26 protein-coding genes and 1 tRNA gene are annotated in these 20,653 nt (G+C 50.2%); 23 read left to right on the forward strand and 4 right to left on the reverse strand.

Going from position 1 to position 20,653, the window contains the following annotated elements:
- Window positions 1–64 precede the first annotated feature (64 nt).
- From D7Z26_RS16050 to D7Z26_RS16065, 4 genes are all read left to right on the forward strand, one after another.
- Complete coding sequence (locus tag D7Z26_RS16050; RefSeq protein ID WP_120978011.1) at window positions 65–838, forward strand: ParA family protein; 774 nt, start codon at window positions 65–67, stop codon at window positions 836–838.
- Window positions 819–1,670 carry a ParB/RepB/Spo0J family partition protein gene (locus tag D7Z26_RS16055; protein ID WP_120978012.1) on the forward strand — a complete coding sequence of 284 codons (852 nt, stop codon included), beginning with the start codon at window positions 819–821 and terminating at the stop codon, window positions 1,668–1,670. Before D7Z26_RS16050 ends, D7Z26_RS16055 begins: the two co-directional genes overlap by 20 nt.
- 91 nt (window positions 1,671–1,761) lie before the next feature.
- The gene (locus D7Z26_RS16060) at window positions 1,762–2,940 is read left to right on the forward strand and encodes an aminotransferase class V-fold PLP-dependent enzyme (protein WP_120978013.1); all 1,179 of its coding nucleotides are present in this window, start codon (window positions 1,762–1,764) and stop codon (window positions 2,938–2,940) included.
- Between the two features lie 41 nt (window positions 2,941–2,981).
- Window positions 2,982–3,473, forward strand: coding sequence for a DUF4446 family protein (locus tag D7Z26_RS16065; RefSeq protein WP_120978014.1), 492 nt, complete (start codon window positions 2,982–2,984; stop codon window positions 3,471–3,473).
- Here the strand turns inward: D7Z26_RS16065 and yyaC are convergent.
- Window positions 3,448–4,068: a spore protease YyaC gene (yyaC, locus tag D7Z26_RS16070; RefSeq protein WP_120978015.1), complete on the reverse strand. Its 621-nt coding sequence runs from the start codon at window positions 4,066–4,068 to the stop codon at window positions 3,448–3,450. The genes D7Z26_RS16065 and yyaC overlap by 26 nt on opposite strands.
- Before the next feature lie 111 nt (window positions 4,069–4,179).
- On the opposite strand from yyaC, the gene D7Z26_RS16075 reads away from it, so the two are divergent.
- The 5 genes from D7Z26_RS16075 (at window position 4,180) to D7Z26_RS16095 (ending at window position 6,824) form a co-directional block, all read left to right on the forward strand.
- Window positions 4,180–4,425 (forward strand): DUF3343 domain-containing protein, encoded by a 246-nt coding sequence (locus D7Z26_RS16075; protein WP_120978016.1) that lies wholly within the window; start codon window positions 4,180–4,182, stop codon window positions 4,423–4,425.
- A 21-nt stretch (window positions 4,426–4,446) separates the two neighbouring features.
- On the forward strand, window positions 4,447–5,346 hold the full coding sequence (locus D7Z26_RS16080; protein WP_120978017.1) for a mechanosensitive ion channel family protein: 900 nt from the start codon (window positions 4,447–4,449) through the stop codon (window positions 5,344–5,346).
- Between the two features lie 37 nt (window positions 5,347–5,383).
- Window positions 5,384–5,614, forward strand: coding sequence for a DUF951 domain-containing protein (locus D7Z26_RS16085; RefSeq protein ID WP_120978018.1), 231 nt, complete (start codon window positions 5,384–5,386; stop codon window positions 5,612–5,614).
- A 64-nt stretch (window positions 5,615–5,678) separates the two neighbouring features.
- Window positions 5,679–5,769 (forward strand) — tRNA-Ser (locus D7Z26_RS16090).
- 257 nt (window positions 5,770–6,026) lie between these two features.
- Window positions 6,027–6,824: an N-acetylmuramoyl-L-alanine amidase family protein gene (locus D7Z26_RS16095; protein WP_233566977.1), complete on the forward strand. Its 798-nt coding sequence runs from the start codon at window positions 6,027–6,029 to the stop codon at window positions 6,822–6,824.
- Window positions 6,825–7,120: 296 nt separating this feature from the next.
- Here the strand turns inward: D7Z26_RS16095 and D7Z26_RS16100 are convergent, their stop codons facing one another.
- Window positions 7,121–7,309 carry a YjzC family protein gene (locus D7Z26_RS16100; protein WP_120978019.1) on the reverse strand — a complete coding sequence of 63 codons (189 nt, stop codon included), beginning with the start codon at window positions 7,307–7,309 and terminating at the stop codon, window positions 7,121–7,123.
- Between the two features lie 175 nt (window positions 7,310–7,484).
- On the opposite strand from D7Z26_RS16100, the gene rpsF reads away from it, so the two are divergent.
- From rpsF to D7Z26_RS16150, 10 genes are all read left to right on the forward strand, one after another.
- Window positions 7,485–7,772, forward strand: a complete 288-nt coding sequence (gene rpsF / locus D7Z26_RS16105) for a 30S ribosomal protein S6 (protein WP_120978020.1) — start codon at window positions 7,485–7,487, stop codon at window positions 7,770–7,772.
- Between the two features lie 66 nt (window positions 7,773–7,838).
- Window positions 7,839–8,342, forward strand: coding sequence for a single-stranded DNA-binding protein (gene ssb, locus D7Z26_RS16110; protein WP_120978021.1), 504 nt, complete (start codon window positions 7,839–7,841; stop codon window positions 8,340–8,342).
- Window positions 8,343–8,362: 20 nt separating this feature from the next.
- Window positions 8,363–8,707: a 30S ribosomal protein S18 gene (rpsR, locus tag D7Z26_RS16115; protein ID WP_120978022.1), complete on the forward strand. Its 345-nt coding sequence runs from the start codon at window positions 8,363–8,365 to the stop codon at window positions 8,705–8,707.
- Window positions 8,708–9,018: 311 nt separating this feature from the next.
- Window positions 9,019–9,876 carry an RlpA-like double-psi beta-barrel domain-containing protein gene (locus D7Z26_RS16120; protein ID WP_120978023.1) on the forward strand — a complete coding sequence of 286 codons (858 nt, stop codon included), beginning with the start codon at window positions 9,019–9,021 and terminating at the stop codon, window positions 9,874–9,876.
- A 161-nt stretch (window positions 9,877–10,037) separates the two neighbouring features.
- Window positions 10,038–10,847: a hypothetical protein gene (locus D7Z26_RS16125; RefSeq protein WP_120978024.1), complete on the forward strand. Its 810-nt coding sequence runs from the start codon at window positions 10,038–10,040 to the stop codon at window positions 10,845–10,847.
- Window positions 10,848–11,045: 198 nt separating this feature from the next.
- Complete coding sequence (locus tag D7Z26_RS16130) at window positions 11,046–11,639, forward strand: sigma-70 RNA polymerase sigma factor region 4 domain-containing protein (protein WP_147423869.1); 594 nt, start codon at window positions 11,046–11,048, stop codon at window positions 11,637–11,639.
- Between the two features lie 5 nt (window positions 11,640–11,644).
- Complete coding sequence (locus tag D7Z26_RS16135) at window positions 11,645–11,827, forward strand: YvrJ family protein (RefSeq protein WP_120978026.1); 183 nt, start codon at window positions 11,645–11,647, stop codon at window positions 11,825–11,827.
- Complete coding sequence (locus tag D7Z26_RS16140; protein WP_120978027.1) at window positions 11,817–12,095, forward strand: helix-turn-helix domain-containing protein; 279 nt, start codon at window positions 11,817–11,819, stop codon at window positions 12,093–12,095. Before D7Z26_RS16135 ends, D7Z26_RS16140 begins: the two co-directional genes overlap by 11 nt.
- A 197-nt stretch (window positions 12,096–12,292) precedes the next feature.
- Window positions 12,293–13,042 (forward strand): GTP cyclohydrolase II, encoded by a 750-nt coding sequence (locus D7Z26_RS16145; protein ID WP_120978028.1) that lies wholly within the window; start codon window positions 12,293–12,295, stop codon window positions 13,040–13,042.
- Window positions 13,043–13,072: 30 nt separating this feature from the next.
- On the forward strand, window positions 13,073–14,146 hold the full coding sequence (locus D7Z26_RS16150) for an LLM class flavin-dependent oxidoreductase (RefSeq protein ID WP_120978029.1): 1,074 nt from the start codon (window positions 13,073–13,075) through the stop codon (window positions 14,144–14,146).
- Window positions 14,147–14,237: 91 nt separating this feature from the next.
- Here D7Z26_RS16150 and D7Z26_RS16155 read toward each other — a convergent pair whose 3' ends face one another.
- Window positions 14,238–15,194, reverse strand: coding sequence for an ABC transporter permease (locus D7Z26_RS16155; RefSeq protein ID WP_120978030.1), 957 nt, complete (start codon window positions 15,192–15,194; stop codon window positions 14,238–14,240).
- Window positions 15,187–16,107 carry an ABC transporter ATP-binding protein gene (locus D7Z26_RS16160; protein WP_120978031.1) on the reverse strand — a complete coding sequence of 307 codons (921 nt, stop codon included), beginning with the start codon at window positions 16,105–16,107 and terminating at the stop codon, window positions 15,187–15,189. Before D7Z26_RS16160 ends, D7Z26_RS16155 begins: the two co-directional genes overlap by 8 nt.
- A 313-nt stretch (window positions 16,108–16,420) precedes the next feature.
- Here D7Z26_RS16160 and D7Z26_RS16165 point away from each other — a divergent pair, with 313 nt between their 5' ends.
- From D7Z26_RS16165 to D7Z26_RS16180, 4 genes are all read left to right on the forward strand, one after another.
- The gene (locus tag D7Z26_RS16165; protein WP_120978032.1) at window positions 16,421–17,464 is read left to right on the forward strand and encodes an LCP family protein; all 1,044 of its coding nucleotides are present in this window, start codon (window positions 16,421–16,423) and stop codon (window positions 17,462–17,464) included.
- Between the two features lie 151 nt (window positions 17,465–17,615).
- A complete protein-coding gene (locus D7Z26_RS16170; RefSeq protein WP_120978033.1) occupies window positions 17,616–18,059 on the forward strand; it encodes a CBS domain-containing protein in 444 nt (147 codons plus the stop codon).
- A 34-nt stretch (window positions 18,060–18,093) separates the two neighbouring features.
- Window positions 18,094–20,073: an amidohydrolase family protein gene (locus D7Z26_RS16175; protein ID WP_120978034.1), complete on the forward strand. Its 1,980-nt coding sequence runs from the start codon at window positions 18,094–18,096 to the stop codon at window positions 20,071–20,073.
- Window positions 20,074–20,350: 277 nt separating this feature from the next.
- Window positions 20,351–20,653, forward strand: a complete 303-nt coding sequence (locus tag D7Z26_RS16180) for a MazG-like family protein (protein WP_120978035.1) — start codon at window positions 20,351–20,353, stop codon at window positions 20,651–20,653.

Below are 20,653 nucleotides of genomic sequence, written 5' to 3' on the forward strand. Positions count from 1 at the left end.
TGTTTCCTTTCTTCCCTGCGTTAGGACGAGAAAGAGATGTTTCAATATATTGAGGTGAATCAGGTTGTCTAAAATCATTGCGATTGCCAATCAAAAGGGCGGAGTCGGTAAGACGACGACATCGGTTAATCTAGGCGCATGCCTCGCATCGCTTGGAAAACGCGTGTTAATCGTCGATATCGATCCCCAAGGCAATACGACAAGCGGAATCGGAATCAACAAAGCCGACGTGAATTATTGCATCTATGACGTGTTGATCAACGAAGTACATCCCAAACAGGCCATTGCCGATACGATTATTCCCGATCTGAAAATTATTCCGGCTACGATTCAACTAGCCGGCGCGGAGATCGAGCTTGTGCCGACGATGTCCCGCGAGATCAGGCTGAAGAAAGCTCTGGCGCTTGTTCGTAATGAATTCGACTATGTATTGATCGATTGCCCGCCGTCGCTAGGCATCCTGACGATTAACTCGTTAACGGCCGCAGATTCCGTACTGATTCCGATACAGTGCGAATACTACGCTTTGGAAGGCTTGAGCCAACTGCTCAATTCGATTCGACTCGTTCAGAAACACTTGAATACGTCGTTGCAGATCGAAGGCGTATTGCTCACGATGTTCGATGCCCGAACGAATCTTGGCATTCAAGTCATCGAAGAGGTTAAGAAGTATTTTCAGCAGAAGGTCTACCAGACCGTTATTCCGCGGAACGTACGGCTTAGCGAAGCACCCTCGCATGGTCAATCCATCATTACGTATGATCCGAAGTCCAAAGGTGCAGAAGTGTATCTAGAGCTGGCGAAGGAAGTGATCTCGTATGAGCAAGCGGCTAGGTAAAGGGTTAGACGCGTTGATCACCTCGCTCTCTATTAAAGAGGACGATAAGATCGTAGAAATCCCATTAACGCAATTACGCGCGAATCCCTATCAACCTCGTAAAACGTTTGAAGAAGATGCGATAAAAGAGTTAGCGGAATCTATTCGCGAGCATGGCGTCATCCAGCCGATCGTAGTTCGCCAAGCCTTAAAGGGATACGAGATCATTGCCGGGGAGAGAAGGTTCAGAGCTTCTCAATTGCTTGGCAATGCAACGATTCCTGCGGTTGTTAGAACGTACAATGATCAGCAAGTGATGGAAATTGCGCTTATCGAGAACGTTCAACGCGAGGATCTGAATTCACTCGAGGTTGCGATAGCCTACCAAGCGATCATGAACCAGTTTAATCTCACTCAAGAAGAGCTGTCGCTCAAGGTCGGCAAGTCGCGTTCGCACATTGCCAACTTCCTAAGGCTGCTGTCGTTGCCCGAGGAAATCAAAGATTATGTTTCACGTGGAACATTGTCGATGGGACATGCTCGTGCATTAGCGGGACTTAAGGATGAAGCTTTGAAGCGTCAATTAGCCAAGCAAACGGTTGCCGGAGAGTGGAGCGTTCGCGAATTAGAGGAAGCGGTTCAACAGACGGAGACGAAAAAGGCCGACGTAAAGGCCAAACCTAAGGCGAAGAAACGCGACCCGTTCTTGGAAGAAATAGAAGAAACGTTAAGAGAAAAGTTTCAAACGACGGTGAAAATTAAGCCTAACAAAGATAAGGGACGAATCGAACTTTCCTACTTCGGAAAGAGCGATCTGGAACGTCTGCTAGAGCTTCTAAAGGCGATGGCATAGCCTTCATAACGGTAGCATACCCAAGTTGTAATCTTCCTAAGGAAGGATTAAACTAAGGTATGCTATTGTTGCGTTAAGGCGGTGAATAGAGATGAAAAACGATAAGCCGATCATATACTTAGATAACGCGGCGACGAGTTGGCCGAAGCCTCCGGCAGTCTGGGAAGCGATGGAACGGACAATGAAGACAAGCGCGGCGAACCCGGGGCGCGGAAGTCATCAGATGGCCGTTCAAGCGAGCAGAGTTCTATTCGAAGCCCGCAAGAGGCTTGCTAGATTGTTCCGAATCGGCAACCCCAACGATATCGCATTTACATTAAATACGACGCATGCTTTGAATATGGCGATACAAGGGCTGTTGCAGCCAGGGGATCATGTCATCGCGACGTCATTAGAACATAACTCCGTGAGACGTCCATTAGAGGCGTTGAAGCGCAAGTTGGGCATAGAAGTCACTTATGTCGCGACGGATAGCCAAGGCGTATTAAACCCGGCGAAGGTGATCGATGCGATTACCGATAAGACGAAGCTCATTGCCGCAACGCATAGTTCCAATCTGCTAGGGACGATTACGCCGATCGGAGAGATTGGAGAGATCGCTCGCAGCCGGGGGATTAAGCTTCTAGTGGACGCCGCCCAGAGCGCGGGGGTGTTGCCGATCGACGTGGCGGGGATGAGGATCGATCTATTGGCATTCCCCGGCCATAAAGGGTTGTTCGGACCGCAGGGCACCGGAGGACTGTACATTGATCCGAACTTGGAGCTCGAGCCGCTCATGCAGGGCGGTACTGGCAGTAAATCGGAAGCGCCGGAACAGCCGACCGTTAGACCGGATCGTTATGAGGCGGGAACTCCGAATACGGTCGGAATAGCGGGGTTGTCCGAAGGCGCGCAATTCGTGCTTAAAGAAACGCCGGAAGCGATTCATGCCAGGGAGCTGCATTTAACCTTTGAACTGATGGAAGGACTGCAGGCGATACCCGGATTAACGATATTGGGGCCAGACATCGGAATCGAACGCACGGCGATCGTTTCTTTCTTGCTAGACGGAGTAGATCCTTCCGAGCTGGCCTTCTTATTGGATCAGCAATTCGGTATCGCGGTTAGGGCGGGATTCCATTGCACGCCGCTAGGACACGAGACGGCAGGCTCCTACGAGACGGGGGCGGTACGCGCCAGTCCCGGATATTTTACGAACGAATCGGAAATCGTATCTATGGTCGAAGCGGTAAAGGAAATTAAACGAACGTTGCATGGCGGGAGATCATAGAAAGCAAAAGCATAGCAAGAGATAAATGGGGGAAAGAGAAGATGAATGGCTGGAACGATCAACTCGCAATGGGGATTGCGGCTGGAGAGGGTTTGCTTCTTCTTATCGCGATCATATGGCTCGGAGTTCTCTCGGGCAAGCTTCGCAAGCTGAAAAACTCGCACCACAAGCTTGTAGGAGATACAGGGGTCGACAATATGGAAGAAGTAATGAACGCCGTGCACGTGCAAATGTCCGCTATCGATGATAAACAACGAAATCAAGCCGAGCAGCTAGCTCAACAAGAAAAACGCCTATCCACCCTTAAGGGCAGAATTGGCGTTCATCGGTTTAATGCATTCTCGGATTCGGGCAGCGACCTTAGCTTCTCGATCGCATTCGTGAATAATGACCAAGATGGCGTGGTCATTACGGGAATACACGGCAGAGAACAAACGTTCCTGTACGCGAAACCGATCGACAAAGGACAGTCTGCGTACATGCTCACTCCGGAAGAAAAAATCGCGATCAATCAGGCAATGCAAAAGGAATAACGGCGTTGCTTCGCGTCTTATGTACGGCATTCAGGAGGCTTTGGGCGATAATCTCGGACATCTTAACGACCAGATTCAATCGAGTGTTCTGCAGGACGAAGTATTCCATGAATCCGCCGACGTTTACGATTCCCGTCATATGGATATCTCCGACCGGAGGCAGCTCTTTATTGACGCCGGCTCCCGGCCGTACAGGCCCGTCTCCGACTTGGATACAGCCTACGCTGGATACTTGTCCAAGGCAAGCATCGATGGCAATGACGAAGGGCTGACGCGAGCTTCTCATGATCTTAAGCAACGTGTCCCCCAAGTTCATAGCATGAACCGGCTCTTCCAAGGTTCCGTATAAATCGAATAAGCTGCTGTATTCTCTGGCCAAGGCGGTTCCGACGAGCGGGCCGAGCGAATCCCCGGTTGAACGGTCCGTTCCTACGCAGACGATAACGATGCGGCGCTCAAGCGGCAGTGCCTCCAAATAATATTCAAGCTTCTGCGATAGCCGATGCAAGACCGTTGGTTCGTTAAAAGGAATCTTCAAAGAGAGCGCCGCTGATTCTGGTGCGGAGCCCGGACGTTTCTCCCACGCGCCGTTCATTCGTCCGATTCGCCTCCTACCCTAGTATGTTACTAGTATATGGACGCAAACGCTCTTTTATACTTGTACGACCAGAAAGGTTCAGATTATAGGAGCAGGAGTGAGTATCCGATGGAATCTCTCTTGATCGCATTCGATTCCACGCAGCAAGCCTTACGTGCGGAGATGCTGCTCGAATACGCGGATATCGAGATTGATATATGTCCGACGCCTAAGGAAATAACGGCCGGGTGCGCGTTATCGATCGCGTTCTCGGGCGAGGAGCTCGTGCAGGTCCGCCAGATCATTCAATCCGAACATGTCGAGATCAGAGGACTGTTCGAGAAGACGCGGACAGGGTACGAGCAGATTCAATGAGTTTAAAGGAGTTTTGGCCTTATGCGCTCTTGGCCCGCAATACAACAGGGATTCATGGAGGGAAACCTCTGGAACAAGTTCATCGATCAAATCTGGGATACGATTAGGAATACGGGAATGTGGGAAGATGCAACAATGGTTCTTCTTCGGGTCGTTCTCATCATCATCGTTAGCCGATTGGCGTTGATGGCTCTCAACCGTTTCGTCGACCATGTGACCAACGAGAAAAAATCGAAACGATTAAAGCTGCGAACAAGACGCGTCCAGACGATGGGGAAGCTGCTGAAGAACACCGCTTCCTATATCATTAACTTCATCACGATTTTACTGATTCTAGGAGAGTTCCACATTCAGCTTGCGCCTCTGCTGGCAGGAGCGGGCGTGATCGGACTCGCGATCGGGTTCGGCGCCCAGAGTCTCGTAAAGGACGTCATTACCGGATTCTTCATTATCCTCGAAGATCAATTCGCCGTCGGGGACGTCGTCCAACTCGGTACGTTCAAAGGGACGGTAGAAATGATCGGCCTGCGCGCGACGCGGCTACGGAGCTGGACCGGGGAAATTCATATTATCCCAAACGGGGCAATCGTTCAAGTGACGAACTTCTCCGTCAACCCATTGCTTGCCGTCGTAGATCTTACGATCTCTTCGGATAAGACGGTCGAGCAGCAGATGGCTGCGATTCGCAAAGTGTTGGACCGCATCGAGAGCCCGTATCTGACGGCGAAACCCGAAGTGCTCGGCATTCAGACGCTGGAAATGAACCAGATGACGATAAGAGTGACCGCGAGATGCAAGCCGAATAGGACGGGAGAAATTACGCGTCTCATCAACACGGAATTGAAGAAAGCGTTCGATACGGCGAAAGCCGTAGCTGCAACGGACGTTAATGCGGATGAATCGGGGAACGCGACAACTTAGCAGGGCAGGGAGAAACGAAGCGAAGGGGACAATCGGAATGGAGCGGAAAACATTCGAGCTTGGCGATGTCGTGCTGATGAAGAAGCAGCATCCTTGCGGCGCGAACGAGATGGAGATCATCCGCATGGGGATGGATATCCGGATCAAATGCGTGAAGTGCAAGCATAGCATCCTGCTCCCTCGGGCGAAGTTCGAGAAGAGCTTGAAAAAGGTGCTGAGGTCGGCGGCAGGGGAAGAACCGCAGGCAACGGATAGCGACAACGGGTAAAAGTTGCTGGATACCGAATCCAGTTGCGTGTCCAATAGAAATATGATATGATTTTTCTTGCTGCGGAGAGGTACCCAAGAGGCCCAAGGGGGTTGACTCGAAATCAACTAGGCGTCGCGAGGCGTGCGTGGGTTCGAATCCCACTCTCTCCGCCACCCAACAAAAAAACAATGTGCGACCCCATCGGGGTCGTTTTTTTGTTGGATGGCGGTGGGGTTCGAACGGGCCGTTAAGCAAACATGCCGGGGGCATGTTTGTAGGCACAGGGACTCGAATCCCACTCTCTCCGCCACCTTATACAACAACCCATAGAACCTTTCACTCGAACAGAGTGGGAGGTTTTTTTCGTCCGCAAGCGAATAGATAACACTAAGAGCGAGCAAGCAAGCAGACAATGGAGCGTGAACGTTAAATGCGAAGAGCGATAGGAAACGCAATCCGAGGAAGCATCATCTATAGAATCGGGATGATCCTGTGCCTCTTATGGCTTGTCGTTGGTGAAGTAGGAGCGAGTTCGGCGGTGGCTGCGGGGGCGAAATCGGAATCGGCCCTGGATCAAGTAACGGCCAAGAAACCTTTGATCTGCATTGAAGCTGGCCACCAAGCGAAGGCGAATCTCAAGCTGGAACCGATCGCCCCGGGAAGCAAGACGATGAAGGCGAAGGTAGCTGGGGGGACGAGCGGAGTATTCACGAAGAAACCGGAGTACAAGCTTACGCTCGAAGTAGCGCTTAAGCTAGAAACGGTTCTAAAGGGGAAATATCGGATCGTCATGGTCCGCAGGACGAATGACGTTAATCTATCTAATAGCGAGCGCGCGATCGTCTGCAACGAAGCAAAAGCGGACGTCATGATTCGCCTCCATGCCGATGGAAGCACCGATCCCGCAGTGAAGGGGATGACGTTCTTCTATCCGTCGTCCGGCAATGAATTAACGAAGCCAATCTCAAAACCGAGCATGGATATCGCTAAGCTCGTGTCCCAGCAGGTGATCAAAGAAACCGGGGCTAAGCTGCGCGGAGTGAATGCCCGAGGAGATTTGACCGGGTTTAACTATACGAAAGTACCGACGTTCTTGATTGAAATGGGCTTCATGACGAACAAAGAAGAAGATGAGAAGATGAGCAAGGCCGACTATCAGGATCTAATCGTCGCCGGGATCGCGGAAGGTCTGGATGCGTACTTCAAACGACCGAAGGACGACAAATGACGAAGAACCCCTTGCGGGGTTCTCGGGCGACGTGTAATGAGTTGCATTTTGAGACGTAACCATGACGTTGCCGATTTAACTCGGCGCTTCGGTGACCGGATGTCAGAAACTAAATGTGTTACAGACAATAGTCTTTAGCACAACGCCTCGCTTCCGTTTTACCTACTCCGAATGGAACGATACCTCTTGCGGTTGTTGCTCCACGTCGTTCAAGGGAACCACACCTCTCGTTTTCCGTCGCCGAAATATAGAATGGCTCAAATTCGCGTAACCTATACATTCCGATTCGAAAAAGGTTAATGGAACTGCTTTACTTTTTTCCACTTGCGATTATGATTGGACGTTTCCGGGAATTGCTGGCCCTTTCTCAACGTTACGTGCTTCGGATTATTGATGCCCATATGGAACGAATCTTCGCCGACTTCCATGTAATCACCGTCATTCGGCGCGCGTTGGCCCGGTTCGAATTGCGTCTGCTCACCCATGATCATCACCCCCTGTCTAACGGATAGTGTAGCGCGAATTTCCTTGCGATATTCGGGCGATTGTGATAAAGTATTCAGGCATGCCAAAGAAAGCATGCTCCTTGCTTCCCAGCCGAAGACAAGCTCATCGGTATACCAAGTGGGAGGCCAAAGACCTAAAGGAGGTGAACGGAAGATGCGCAACTATGAGTTGATGTACATCATCCGTCCGGACGTGGAACAAGAAACCGTTCAAGCTGTCGTGGAAAAATTCCAGGGCATCATCGTGAACGGCGGAGAGATCGTGAAGCATGACGTTCAAGGCAAACGTCGTCTTGCTTACGAGATCAACAAACACCGCGATGGGACGTATGTGTTGGTTCATTTTACAGCTCCGTCGACAGTTGTCACGGAGTTGGAACGCGTTCTGAAGATTACGGACGAAATTATTCGTCACATGATCGTCAGAGAACAAACCGCGTAAACCGCACAGCACCAGGCGGATTTCCGCCGCAAGCCTTAATGTCATGTTTAGTGGAGGGAAGCCGCGATGTTGAATCGAGTTATTCTCATAGGGCGCCTGACCAAGGATCCCGAATTGCGTTACACGCCAGCCGGCGTAGCCGTTACCCAATTTACTTTAGCGGTAGACCGTCAGTTCTCCGGAAGCAAAGAGGAGCGCGAAGCGGATTTTATCCCGATCGTCACTTGGAGACAGCTCGCGGAAACGTGTGCCAATTATCTTCGTAAAGGCCGACTGGCCGCCGTGGAAGGCCGCATTCAAGTGCGCAACTACGAGAACAACGAAGGCCGACGCGTGTATGTGACGGAAGTCATTGCCGATAATGTTCGATTCCTGGAATCAGCCAACCGCGATAGCGGCGGCGGACAAGGAAGAGAAGAGGGCGGCTTTGGCGGCAACGCAAACAATAGCGGAGGCGGGTTCGGAGGCGGCAATCGCAGCTCTGGCTCGCGCAATACCGGCAACAGCAATGACCCCTTCGCGGATGACGGGCGACCGATCGATATATCGGACGATGATTTGCCATTTTAACTGGAAAGGACGGATAACAAATGAGCGAACAACAAACACAACCTCAAGCACGTGAAGAGCGCCCTGCACACAGCCGTACAGGCGGCGGTGGCGGAGATCGCGGTGGAGATCGTGGCGAGCAACGCGAGCCTCGTAAATTCCGCCGTGGCGGCCGTAACAAACGTAAGAAAGTTTGTTACTTCACGGTAAATAAAATCACTCACGTGGACTACAAAGAGTTGGACTTGCTTCGTAAGTTCATCAGCGAGCGCGGCAAAATCTTGCCACGTCGCGTGACGGGCACGAAAGCGAAATACCAACGCATGTTGACTGTAGCGATCAAACGCGCACGTCAAATGGCTTTGCTGCCATACACGACTGAGTAGTCTTTAGAAGATTAGCACCACACAACACAAGAGAACGCCTGCCGGTTATCCGGCGGCGTTTTTTTGTTATAGCGCGCCTAGTCAAGCTAGGCACAACTAATTGATGAAAGTTCAATCGGAGTAAGAGCTAAATCGCCACATGCCGGCGGTTTTTTTTATTTATGGAGCCGATAATGGTTGTTTTTACTTTCAGATTTTCCACTTTAATAGCATGAGAACATTCGGAGTTGGCGAAAGGGTAGTCGTCATTCTGAATACCCCCCGATCTCACAAAAAAAATTGCGCCTTGTGGCATATCGGAGGAAATTTGAATGTCTAATACAGCAGCAGTTTCTCAGCAAGGTAGTTTTTATTACGTGCAAGTCAACGGTACATCGGTCACATCGTACGGCGACCTCACTTCTGCAACCAATACAGTCAAACGGTTGAACGCCCTCTTTAGCGATCCAAACCGTGACTTGGATTTCATTACTCCGTCTTACTCGACAGGGTACTACTTGGTTGTTTGCCCGCTGGTTCGGAAAAACGTTAGCCAATTGACGTATCTGTACGATACGAACAGCGCGGACGGGTGGAGAAGCTATCCGGAAAAGCTCTACGAATCCACGATCCTCAATGACGGCTTCAACCAAGACCAAACCCTGCTGATCGCCTTGCCATCTGCCACCACAAACGGCTGGTACAGTGCGCTGAACCTCGCAAACAACATCCGAGCGGCGGTCAATCTGAACTTCGCCGATGCCCTTGGTCGCACCACGTGCCAATCGCTGGTCGTTCCGACGAATACCGGCACCTCGACCAGCTTAATTTCGTCGAGCGCCATTTGCGACTTCTACGGCGTGCCATGCCAAGGAACGCAAGCGGGAACGCAGTCTTCTTGTCCGGAGATTGGTTATGCTGCCCAGAACATATTGAACGTCAGCACGGGCAACGGCGAAGTGTTTCACCCGGCCGGTCTGACAGCTTCGATGACCACGACGAACTCCTGGAGCACGCTATATAAGAACAAGTTCGTTAAAGTCACGAACATTTCGAACAGCCAATCGATCGTCGTCAAAGTTACGGATACATCTCCTGCGAACCGTGGGGTTGAACTCGGCTACCGCGCATGGGTCGAGATCGGTAAGCCTTCCGGTGCAGGCACAGTTAAAATTGAACTGATGTCTTAACCTCTTCATGCCAGCGGATTTATCTGCTGGCTTTTTATGTATTTGCAAGCAACCAGTCGGGCAAACTTGACGATGCGTAAATAGAGAAATACTATAAAGTTAATGATGTCTAATATTTGGAATTGATGGTTTAGCAAATACATAAGACAAAGGAGTAACACATGACAAAAAAATTACTACTCATTGGTCTCCTGTGTATACTTGCTGGATGCACACAATCGAAGCAAGCGTCAGTGTCGCCGGAGTCGCCGGCAGCCTCCATATCGAGCCAACCAACGGAAAGTCAATCAGTAGAGGCTCAGCCTACGGAAAGCCAGCCTGCGGATAATCAAGCAGGAGAAGAGCCAAACCCTCACATCGTGCCGGTTCATTACGACTCCGTTGAAATCACGAAGGCCAAATTAAGCCCGGTTCAAACAAAGGATGTAAATAAAGTTCTTAGGACAGAGAATGTCCAAGATGGCACAATTAATCTTTATACGAAGAAAAGCGATGAGCATAATATATTCGCCAGCATCAAAACATCGTCGACAGAACTCGAAATCGATGGCTTAATTGGGTATGACGATCCGTCCGCCATAAACGTGAGCCAGATCGATTTCAACGGTATTCCTTTAATCAAGGTAGAGGGTTTCGAAGGCGCATCGGCACCGATTACACAATACTTGTCTATTGAGAAAGACAAGCCAAACTCTTTCTGGCAGACGGAAAGCCACGTCGTTGAACAGGATGTTGATGGTGATGGTAAAAAAGAGTTTATCTCCACAGCAGGTGGCACTATCCCGGAAACAACCATTTACAAATTCACCTCGGCAAGCCAAGCTCAAGCAGCCAACCTAAATAAGCTCATGAACGGATCCGTGGTGTTCATGAAAAACAATCAATTCGATGTGTACTATGGGTTAGACAAAAAGGCAGAACACTACGATCTAACCCCTGAGGGAATGAAGTTCATGGGATATATTAAATAGCTCTAGCATTAGAAAGAAGAACCCACTCCAAAATATAGGATAATCATGGTATAATAGAATCAAAACAAGAACGTATGTTCCCCTTTAAGGGGATTTTTTATTTAATAAATAAGAACAAGTGTTCTTATTTGGGTTGTTTTTAAGGCTTCATGTACCACTTTAATAAGGTCAGGAAAATCGAAATTGAGGTGATTGCCGATGACGCTAACTTACGACCAACAAGAACGATTTCGCGAATATAGCATTGCGAATAGAACCGTTTTCTCGGATCAGGTCGTTCAAGACTTTTTCCAACTGGAACATAATATCGAGCTTTTCTTGCGCACGCTCGATGGCGAAGAGGAATGTCGAAGAGAGCTGGAAGATCGATTCCGGAAACACTTTTTCCGTATGCGGTTCGTAAAATTTCTCGTCTCCACCATTAAGTATTGCACGATCGATCAACTACGTGCTCATCATAAAAACGATTCTCGGCAAATACTCATATTCGATCGTCCCGTGTCGGAAGGGGGCGGGACACTTGGTGAATCACTACTTGGTAAAAAAGAAATCCGAGAAAGTGAGCCGACAACCGCCAATCCTAGCCAATTTCAAGCGTCGTTTCAGAACGAATGTTTGTCGCAGGCTTTCACTGCGCTTTCCCAAAAACAACAACTCATCACAACCTTGTGCTATGCCTTATGCTACCAGGACAATGAGATCGCTCGGATGATTGGCGTTTCCCCGCAAGCCGTTTGCAAAATGCGTAACTTAGCACTGAAGAAACTACGGCTCGATATGGGGAGGGGGTGATTGATATGGATGATCAACCCCTCACGTATTTGCTTACGGGAATAAGTCAGGTCGGTTTTCCGATTGTACTGACCGGATACTTGCTTGTTAGGTTCGAAAAGAAGCTCGAAATGCTTACCGAAAGCATATTGAAGCTGATAGAAGTCATTAATAATAAAAACACGAGCGAGGGAAGCCATGGGCAATGATCTTTTTGATTTGGTACTTAAAGCTCAAGCCGGCGATAAAGAGGCGCTTGAGGAAATCATTACGATGTTCACCCCTGTCATCAACAGCGCACGCTACAAAACCAAGCCGGACCGCCAGGATGATCTTGAGCAAAAAATCGTCGAGACTATCATTAAGAAGATTTTGATGTACGACTTGGCTCAAACCCCGGATTTTTCAGCTTTCTGCCGCCAGTTGCAGGAGCTGCAGTTGAATCGGACAACATCACAAGAAGCACGATTCGAATAGAATCTGCTTCTTTCTCTCTGTATGATTCGGAGAAAAGGAAACAATCATAACTTGACGAATGTATCTTATTTATTTAAACTTAGTTACATAAAGTAAGTTAATATAAGAGTACGGGTAAGGGAATTAGATCTCGGTTGTTGGGTAGCCTTAAAACAATGGAATTACTAATTCTAAATTGAATGATAAGGGGTCATCTCATGCCGGCACTTCAAGAGAAAGTCATCTCCATTTTAGAGAAGAAAATCAAGTTGATCAAAACCGGCGAAGAAGCTTTGTATTTGGTCGGGCCTGTTCAGCTGCCTATCGATTTGGATGGCGAAACGGCGACGTTCCAATGGTATTGCTGGTTGCGATGCAAAGAAGTAACCGAAAATTTCGAACGGATCATCGAGAAATTATCTTCCATTAATTTAGCCGAAATGCAACAATCCAGCGTGTTAGCCTATGGAGATTTCCACAATCACGAAGATGCGCTGATCCGAATGCATTCGATTTGTCACACGGGAGACCTATTCGGAAGCAAGCGGTGCGATTGCGGATTCCAATTGGAACAATCCCTGAAGATGATCGTGGAGCATGGGACGGGTGCATTGTTCTATCTGGCCAATCATGAAGGAAGAGGAATCGGCTTGTTCAGCAAAGCGATGGCTTATGTTCTTCAAGAAAACGGGTTCGATACCGTTGAAGCTAATCTGAATTTGGGGTTTGCGGATGATGCCCGGAGCTACAGCGACGCCATTCAAGTGTTAAAGGCGCTTCGTACGAAACCGGTTAAGTTGATCACCAATAATCCCAAAAAATTAGAAGCTTTGAAAAACGCAGGTATGCACGTTTCGGGAAGAACTCCGCTGTGGGGCGATGTTTCCGAATATAACGAGAAATATTTGCAGACCAAAATCAATCGTTCTGGTCACTTGGCCGCTGTAGGCGGTTGTCCGAACGACTGAGCATACAATTAATTACGAAGAGGTATCAAAATGACACAATCAGGAATTGAAATGGGGATCTATACGCTTGGCGATATAGGAACGGATCCTCATACAGGCAGAGCGGTTAACGCGAAATTACGCATGAAGGAAATTATCGAAGCAGCCAAACTCGCCGACGAGGCGGGATTAGATATTTTCGGCGTCGGGGAACATCACAGATTAGATTATGCCGTATCCGCTCCGCCGGTCGTACTCGCCGCGATCGCCCAGACTACCAAACGCATTAAATTAACTAGCGCAACTACCGTGATAAGCACGGTTGACCCGGTTCGATTATTCGAAGATTTCGCTACCCTTGACCTGCTTTCGGACGGTCGAGCGGAAATCATCGCCGGCCGAGGAGCGTTCTTGGAATCTTTCCCGCTGTTCGGGTATGACACGAAAGATTATGACGACCTGTTTGCGGAAAATATGGACCTGTTAATCAAGCTAAACGAAGCCGAGAGAATCTCTTGGTCGGGTCAATATCGCACCTCATTAACGAACGCGGAAATTTCTCCTCGACCAGTTCAAAGCCGGATACCCCTTTGGATTGGCGTCGGGGGCTCGCCAGAGAGCGCCAACCGTGCCGGCAAATTAGGGGTTGGCATGGCCATTGCGATTCTGGGAGGCGATCCGGAACGGTTTAAGCCCTTCGTCGATCTCTATTATAAAACCGGTATAGAGGCCGGACATACGCTAGAGGATCTCAAAGTAAGTATAACGGGGCACGGATATCTCGCGAAAACCACTCAACAAGCGAAAGATGAATTCTATCCTTACTATTCGAATTATTGGTCTTATGTTAACCGTCAGAGAGGAACGACGCGCAGCATATCCAGAATCGACTTTGAACAAATGGCAGGCCCGGATACCGCATTATTCGTAGGCAGCCCGCAACAAGTCGCCGAGAAAATCCTTCATCAATACGAGATGTTCGGGCATCGGCGTTTTATCGCGCAGTTAGACATCGGGGGCATACCGTTTAAGAAGGTCGCCGAAGGCATAGAGCTTCTAGCGACGGAAGTAGCTCCGATAGTTCGCAAAGCAACCGGTAAGAGAACGACAATCCTGACAAAGTAATCTATGCAAGTAAAGAGCCCCTGCGGATCTATCTACGAGTTCGAACGGTAGATAGATCCGCAGGGGTTTTTGCGCGTCAGATAAAGTTAGTTTAGGTCGCCACGTCCCGTTTGGTGAACAGCAACCAGGCCACGAGTTGGAGCACGACGTAATAAGCGGCCAACATCAAGAGGGAGAAGGAGAGCGTCATTTCCGGTCGCAAGGGATGAGATCCTTCTAGGTACTGCGTTAGATCGATGTTCGAGAAGAGCAAGTATTTCACCCAACCATATCCGCTCAAGATCATGGACAACGTATTCCCGACCAACATGAAGAGGAGCGAGAAGGCGATCGCCATCGACGAGCTGCGGAAAGCGGCCGATATCATGAAGGCCATCGTCACGTACATAAGCAGAGATACGATTGCATAGCCGTATTTCTGAAGAGAGTTCACGATCATGGAGCCTTCGTGAACGATTCCGTCCGCGCCGATGGTAAGATGGGGCAGAGTCAGCCCGTTAAAGCCCGCGAGAAACGATCCGATTCCGAAGGCAACCGCGAACGAGATCAGAAGCAGCAGCAACGCGAAGACCATCGTCGAGACGTATTTGCCGAGCATGATTTTGGTTCGCGAAGCGGGGCCGACGAGCAACAGCTTAATCGTGCCCCACGAGAACTCGGCCGCAATCATATCTGCTGCGATGATCACGGTCAGAATCGTAACTAGCATAATGAGCGAAGCGGAGTTGTCGACGTAGTCCCAGAGCGAGAGTTTATTCGGATTGATGTCGTTGTCCAAATAATACTCGTTCATCTTGATCGTATTGGTTTGCCATTTTTTAGATTCGGCGTCGACCGCTTTGTTTTGTTGCAGATCCATTTGAATTTGCGCGTTCTGCTCGGTTAAATGCTGTTTCCAGTCGGAACTGGAGCTGCGGCTCTCGTCCCATTTCATGACGCCCCCCATGATCAGAAGAACGACGACGAGAAATCCGATCATAAGCCAAGTCCGGGGACGCCGATAGATTTTCATGTTTTCGTTGCGAATCAGTTGCTTAAGGCTAGACAACCATCTCACCCCCCGTAATTTCCAAGAACTGCTCTTCCAAGGATTTCTTAACGGCATGTATGCCGTAGACGTCGAGCCCCGCCTTTACCAGTAGCCTTGCAATGTCCGGAATGGCCGCCTTATCCGAAGAAACCTCGAGTTGATCTCCGTTGACGGATAGTCGGGTTTCGTCGAATGCCGACGCCAGCAAGCGATGGGCTGCTTGCAGGTCGTTAACCTCGATCATGATTTTGGATTGCGCGGTTTCTTTGTTTTCCTGCAAGGATCGAATATCGATGAGCTTGCCGGCTTGAATAATGGCGACGCGGTCGCACATCAGCTCCATCTCGGATAACAGGTGGGAAGAGACGATAACGGAAATGCCCTCTTCCCGCGTTAGCTTGCGCAGATAATCGCGAAGCTCGCGAATACCGGCAGGATCCAAACCGTTAGTCGGCTCGTCGAGGATAAGCAAAGATGGCCGATGCAGAATCGCCTGGGCGACGCCGAGGCGTTGTCGCATGCCGAGAGAGTAGCGTTTAACCTTCTCGTGGATCCGATTCTGGAGTCCAAGCATTTTAACGACTTCATCGATTCGCTGTTTCGTGACGCCCGAGTGGCGACGCGCGAAGTGGACGAGATTCTGATAACCGGATAGGAATTTGTACATTTCCGGATTCTCGACGATGGCTCCGATGTGGGTCATGGCCAGTTCGAAGTTCTTGCTGACGGAGACGCCGTTGACGATCGCTTCGCCCTTCGTCATCGAGATGAGTCCGACGATCATGCGGATCGTCGTCGTTTTGCCGGCGCCGTTCGGGCCGAGAAATCCGAATACTTCCCCGGCGGGGATATCAAACGTAAGATCGTCGACGATCTTGCGGTTGCCGATCTTCTTCGTTACGTTGCGAAGCTGCAAAACGGCTTCTTTCATGCGGGTTCAACCTCCTAAATAGACCTGAATGAGAGAAGTATACCGGATGGAGGGCATACCGAATCATGGCCTTGAGGTGAGTTTGGTACCCGTACTTTGGTCGGGGTTTCATTGGACGTACAGAACAATTGCGAGGTGCCGGATAATGGTTAGCGTGGAACGGATTCTATCTGGTTAATGAATTTTTAAACAGAATTCGTAACTTCCCGCGGATTTAAATCGTATATTAGGGGTCTATGAAGAGACAAAAAACGGGCGCGTCCTCAAATAGAGAGAGAAAAACAATAGGAGAAAGAAGAAGGAGAGAGTTGTCATGCGGAAATATCGTCGTTTAAAAGTCATTCTGATTTCATCTTTTATGGTATTGATCGTTGCCGCGGGGGTCATCTATGCGAATCGCGGGGCTCTGTCGGCATTGGGGTACGATATATTCCTATCGGATAAAGTGGAGGCTAGCTTTGCCGATTCCTATAAACCGTTGACGGATCGGCCAGTTGGGGATGAAGCAAACGCGAATGTGGTAAAGGACCCCTTCAGCATGCTGCTAATGGGCGTAGATGCTAGAGCCCAAGAACGCGGACGCTCGGACACGCTGATCTACACGGTCGTTCGGCCGAAAGACGGCAAGGTATTGATGGTATCGATCCCTCGCGATACGTACGCAGAAATCGTAGGTAAAGATAAGAAGGACAAAATCACGCACGCTTATGCATTCGGAGGTCCGGAGATGGCCGTGAACAGCGTGGAGAAGCTGTTGGATGCCAAAGTCGATCACTACGCGTCGATTAACTTCCAAGGCTTCGTCAAAGTCGTGGATACGCTCGGAGGTATCCCGTTGCCGATCGGCAAAGATATCGTTAACAAAGGCGCGGACCACGAGAAGTTTACCGTAAAAGCGAACAAAGACAGCTATTCGGGCGTCGAAGCGTTGAACTACGTACGTTATCGCGAGGATGCCGGCGGCGATATGTCGAGAACCGAACGCAATCGCGCGTTCCTGGAGGCTCTCGTTCACAAGACGTCTTCGTTGCAGCAATGGAACAAGATTCCCGAGATTCTCGGTATCGTGGGCGATAACTTCAAGACGGACATTGCCCCCTCGTCGATGAGCGACCTTGCCAAGCAATTCCTGCAAGTAGGACATGAAATTAAGAGTTATACGTTAAAAGGCGAAGGCAAGCGGATGGGCGACCAGAATTTGTGGTACTACCTTGCCGACGAAACCGATCTGGCCGCGGTGAAATCGACGATCGCGACATGGATGAATCCGGAAACGCCGGAAAGCGAGCTTGTGGTGCCTGGCGAGAAAGATCAGACTACGCAGGGCGGTTCGACTTCCAACAATAATGCGGCATAAAGTGACAACATTTGCCACTACGTCGATGGTGAACCAGAACGCGTGGTGATATAATGAAGTTGCCGCGGCCGCGAGCCGCGGCATCTTTCGTTTTGACAGCCGATTGCGGTTAGTCGAAGACCATTAGAACGAAGGAGGACCGCTAGAAATCATGAATATTGCCTTTTTCCTATTACCGAAACAAGAAGTCGTTTGCGTGAACGAGGAAGCTACTCTTCGCCAGACGTTAGAACGAATGGAACGTTATCGTTACACGGCAGTTCCCGTCATCAGCGAGACGGGGGAGTACAAATCCACGGTGACCGAGGGCGACTTGCTGTGGTACTTGAAGGCGCACCCTGAACTTAGCTTCGATCAATTGCACAGGGTATCGCTATGCGACGTTCCGTTAAGAATGAATAACCTGGCCGTGCGAATCGACGCGAATATGGAGGATTTGATCTCCTTGGCCAAGACGCAGAACTTCGTGCCGGTCGTTGACGATATGAATCGCTTCATCGGCATCGTTAGAAGAAGCGACATTATCGATTATTGCGAGAAGTTGCTTCTTCCTATCCAATCGGACGAGAAGAAAGAAATGAAACGACAAGCTTAGGCAACCCACTAACTGGATAACCTTTGGAGGAACGATGACCTACAGCCAGCAAAAACCCGACAAACGCAGAATGTTTCCTTTTCTGATCGCGATAACCGTCTTGATCGTTGCGGGAGGCATATGGGCGGCGAACTCGCTGTTCGGAGATCAGAACGCCTCGCCGCTTTCCTCATCCGGCCCGAGCGGCGCCGAGTCCACTTCGGGAGGAAATCCGCAAGCTTCGGGTTCGGGGAATCCAACCCCGACGGCAAAAGCTGCGGACGCGGAGGCCATGATCGATCAGCCGACGGCATCCGAATTGGGCAAAACTTATGACATCGTAATCTCCAACGGCAGAGTCGTGAATCCGGAGACGAAGCTCGACCGGGAAGGGCTTAACGTTGCGGTTCAAGACGGCAAAGTCGTTCTGGTAACCGATAAGAAGCTGCAGGGAAAGCGGACGATCGACGCGACGGGGCTCGTCGTGGCGCCGGGATTCATCGACAACCTGTCGTATGATCCCAATCCGCTGGGCGTCTGGAATAAGATCGCCGACGGCGTCACGACGAACATCGCGATGCATGGAGGAACGAGCTCTCCGGAGAAATGGTACCCCTACTACGTAAAGAATAGGACTCCCGTGAATTTCGGAGCTTCGTTCTTCTATACCCAGGCGCGTAACCAGTTCAAGCTAAGCCGTTACGATACGGCGAAGCCGGAGCAGGTGCAGACGCTCGTCGACCAAGCGGAAAAAGCGCTCAACAACGGGGTACTGGGTATCTCTTTTAGCTTGGAATACGTTCCGGGCGTGAACGACAAGGAAATTCTGCCGTTGATGAAGCTGGCGCACGAATATAACGTTCCGGTCTATTTTCACGCGAGATATTCCGACATGGAAGAGCCGGGTACGAACATAGACGCGCTTAATGAATTGATCGGATATGCCAGGGCATCGGGCGCAGCGGTACATATCGACCACATTAACAGCACAGGAGGCACTTTCTCCATGACCCAATCGCTGAAAATGGTGGCCGACGCAATAGCCGAGGGGCTCGATATGACTTCATGCATTTATCCTTACGACTACTGGGGCACTTACTTGAATTCCGCCCGGTTCGACGAAGGCTGGCAGAAGAGATTCCGCATTACATACAACGATCTGCAAATCGCGGGTACGAACGAGCGCCTTACTGCCGATACGTTCAGGTTATACCAGAAGCAAGGAAAGCTCGCGGTCGCCTACGCGATTCCGAAGCAGGACGTCATCGATTCGCTGAAAGCGACGTTCGTCATGATCGGCAGCGACGCGATTCTGGAGCCCGGTTATAATAATCACCCGAGAGCCTCGGGTACTTTCGCTAGAACGGTCGGTCTCTATGTGCGCGAGCAGCAAGTCATCTCGCTATCCGATGCGATCGCCAAGATGTCGCTTATGCCGGCTCAACGGTTGGAGAAGCAAGCTCCGGCTTTGAAGAAGAAAGGCCGCATAGCCAAAGGCATGGATGCCGATATCGTCGTGTTCGACTACGACACGATCAGCGACAAGTCCACGGTAGCGAAGCCGGAGATCGTATCCGCGGGCATCAAGTATGTGCTTGTGAATGGCCAAGTCGCTTTGGATGACAAAGGCTTGCACAAGGATATTCGCGCGGGTCAACCGATCAAGAGCGAGTTCTTGCGGGTGAAGGATGGAAGCTCGACCTTGGCCTGGCAAGGCAGTTCAGTTCCGTTACTTGAATATCGCGGCAACAATTACGTGGATATCGAGTCCTTGAAGGCGCACGGATACTCCGTTCAATGGGACAAGCTGAAACACGCGGCAACGGTAACGAGCGGCGCCAAGGCAGCGGAAGCTAAGGTGCCGAACCCGAAAGTCGGCGAACTTATGCTGGAGCGGGGCTATAAGCTTTCCTGGGACGACGGCGCGGAAACAGAGATGCTATCCGTTGGGGATCGCAGCTACGTAGCGCTGGCCGACTTGAAAGCGCACGGCTGGGAGCTTGGCAAGAACGGCAGTCAGTTAACTTTGAATTAGTACATTTAAAGCGCGAACCCGACCCGGCCTCTCGAGGGCCGGGTTTTTTCGACGATTCAGAAAGTATAAAATCCGCTATACTTTTCTGAATCGTCTCCGACATAAACGTTTTTCCGCCATCCCTAAGGACGGCGGAAGCCGATTATGCTTGTGCGGGCGGGAAGGCGCGTCCCTACGCGGATGATTGATTTCAGAGCTTGATTTTATGATATAATGAAGTTTGCAGCTTTCCGGGCTATTGCATCAATGAACCAGTTGACGCGTGGGAGGAATAGCAATGGATAGAGACCTGGACGTAGCGACGAAGACTCGCACGATCGAATGGTTGAAAACCGAAGTGCTCGAACAAATGTCGAGATTATTCAAGGCTTTATGGGATGGAAGCACCTCCCGGGTCATTGATGGCTTGGCGAGCCTGATCGCGAGTTCTTACATTCTGGGTCGCAGATTGGGAATTCCCTACAAGGATCTGGATCATGCGATCGCGGACAAGCTCGCGAAGATGAAGAAAGATGGACATCAGCTAGAGGATCATTACGGAGATCTGTCCGAGCTGTCCGAACATATCCGCAAGAGGTGA

Source organism: Cohnella endophytica (assembly GCF_003628305.1).
GTDB lineage: Bacteria > Bacillota > Bacilli > Paenibacillales > Paenibacillaceae > Cohnella > Cohnella endophytica.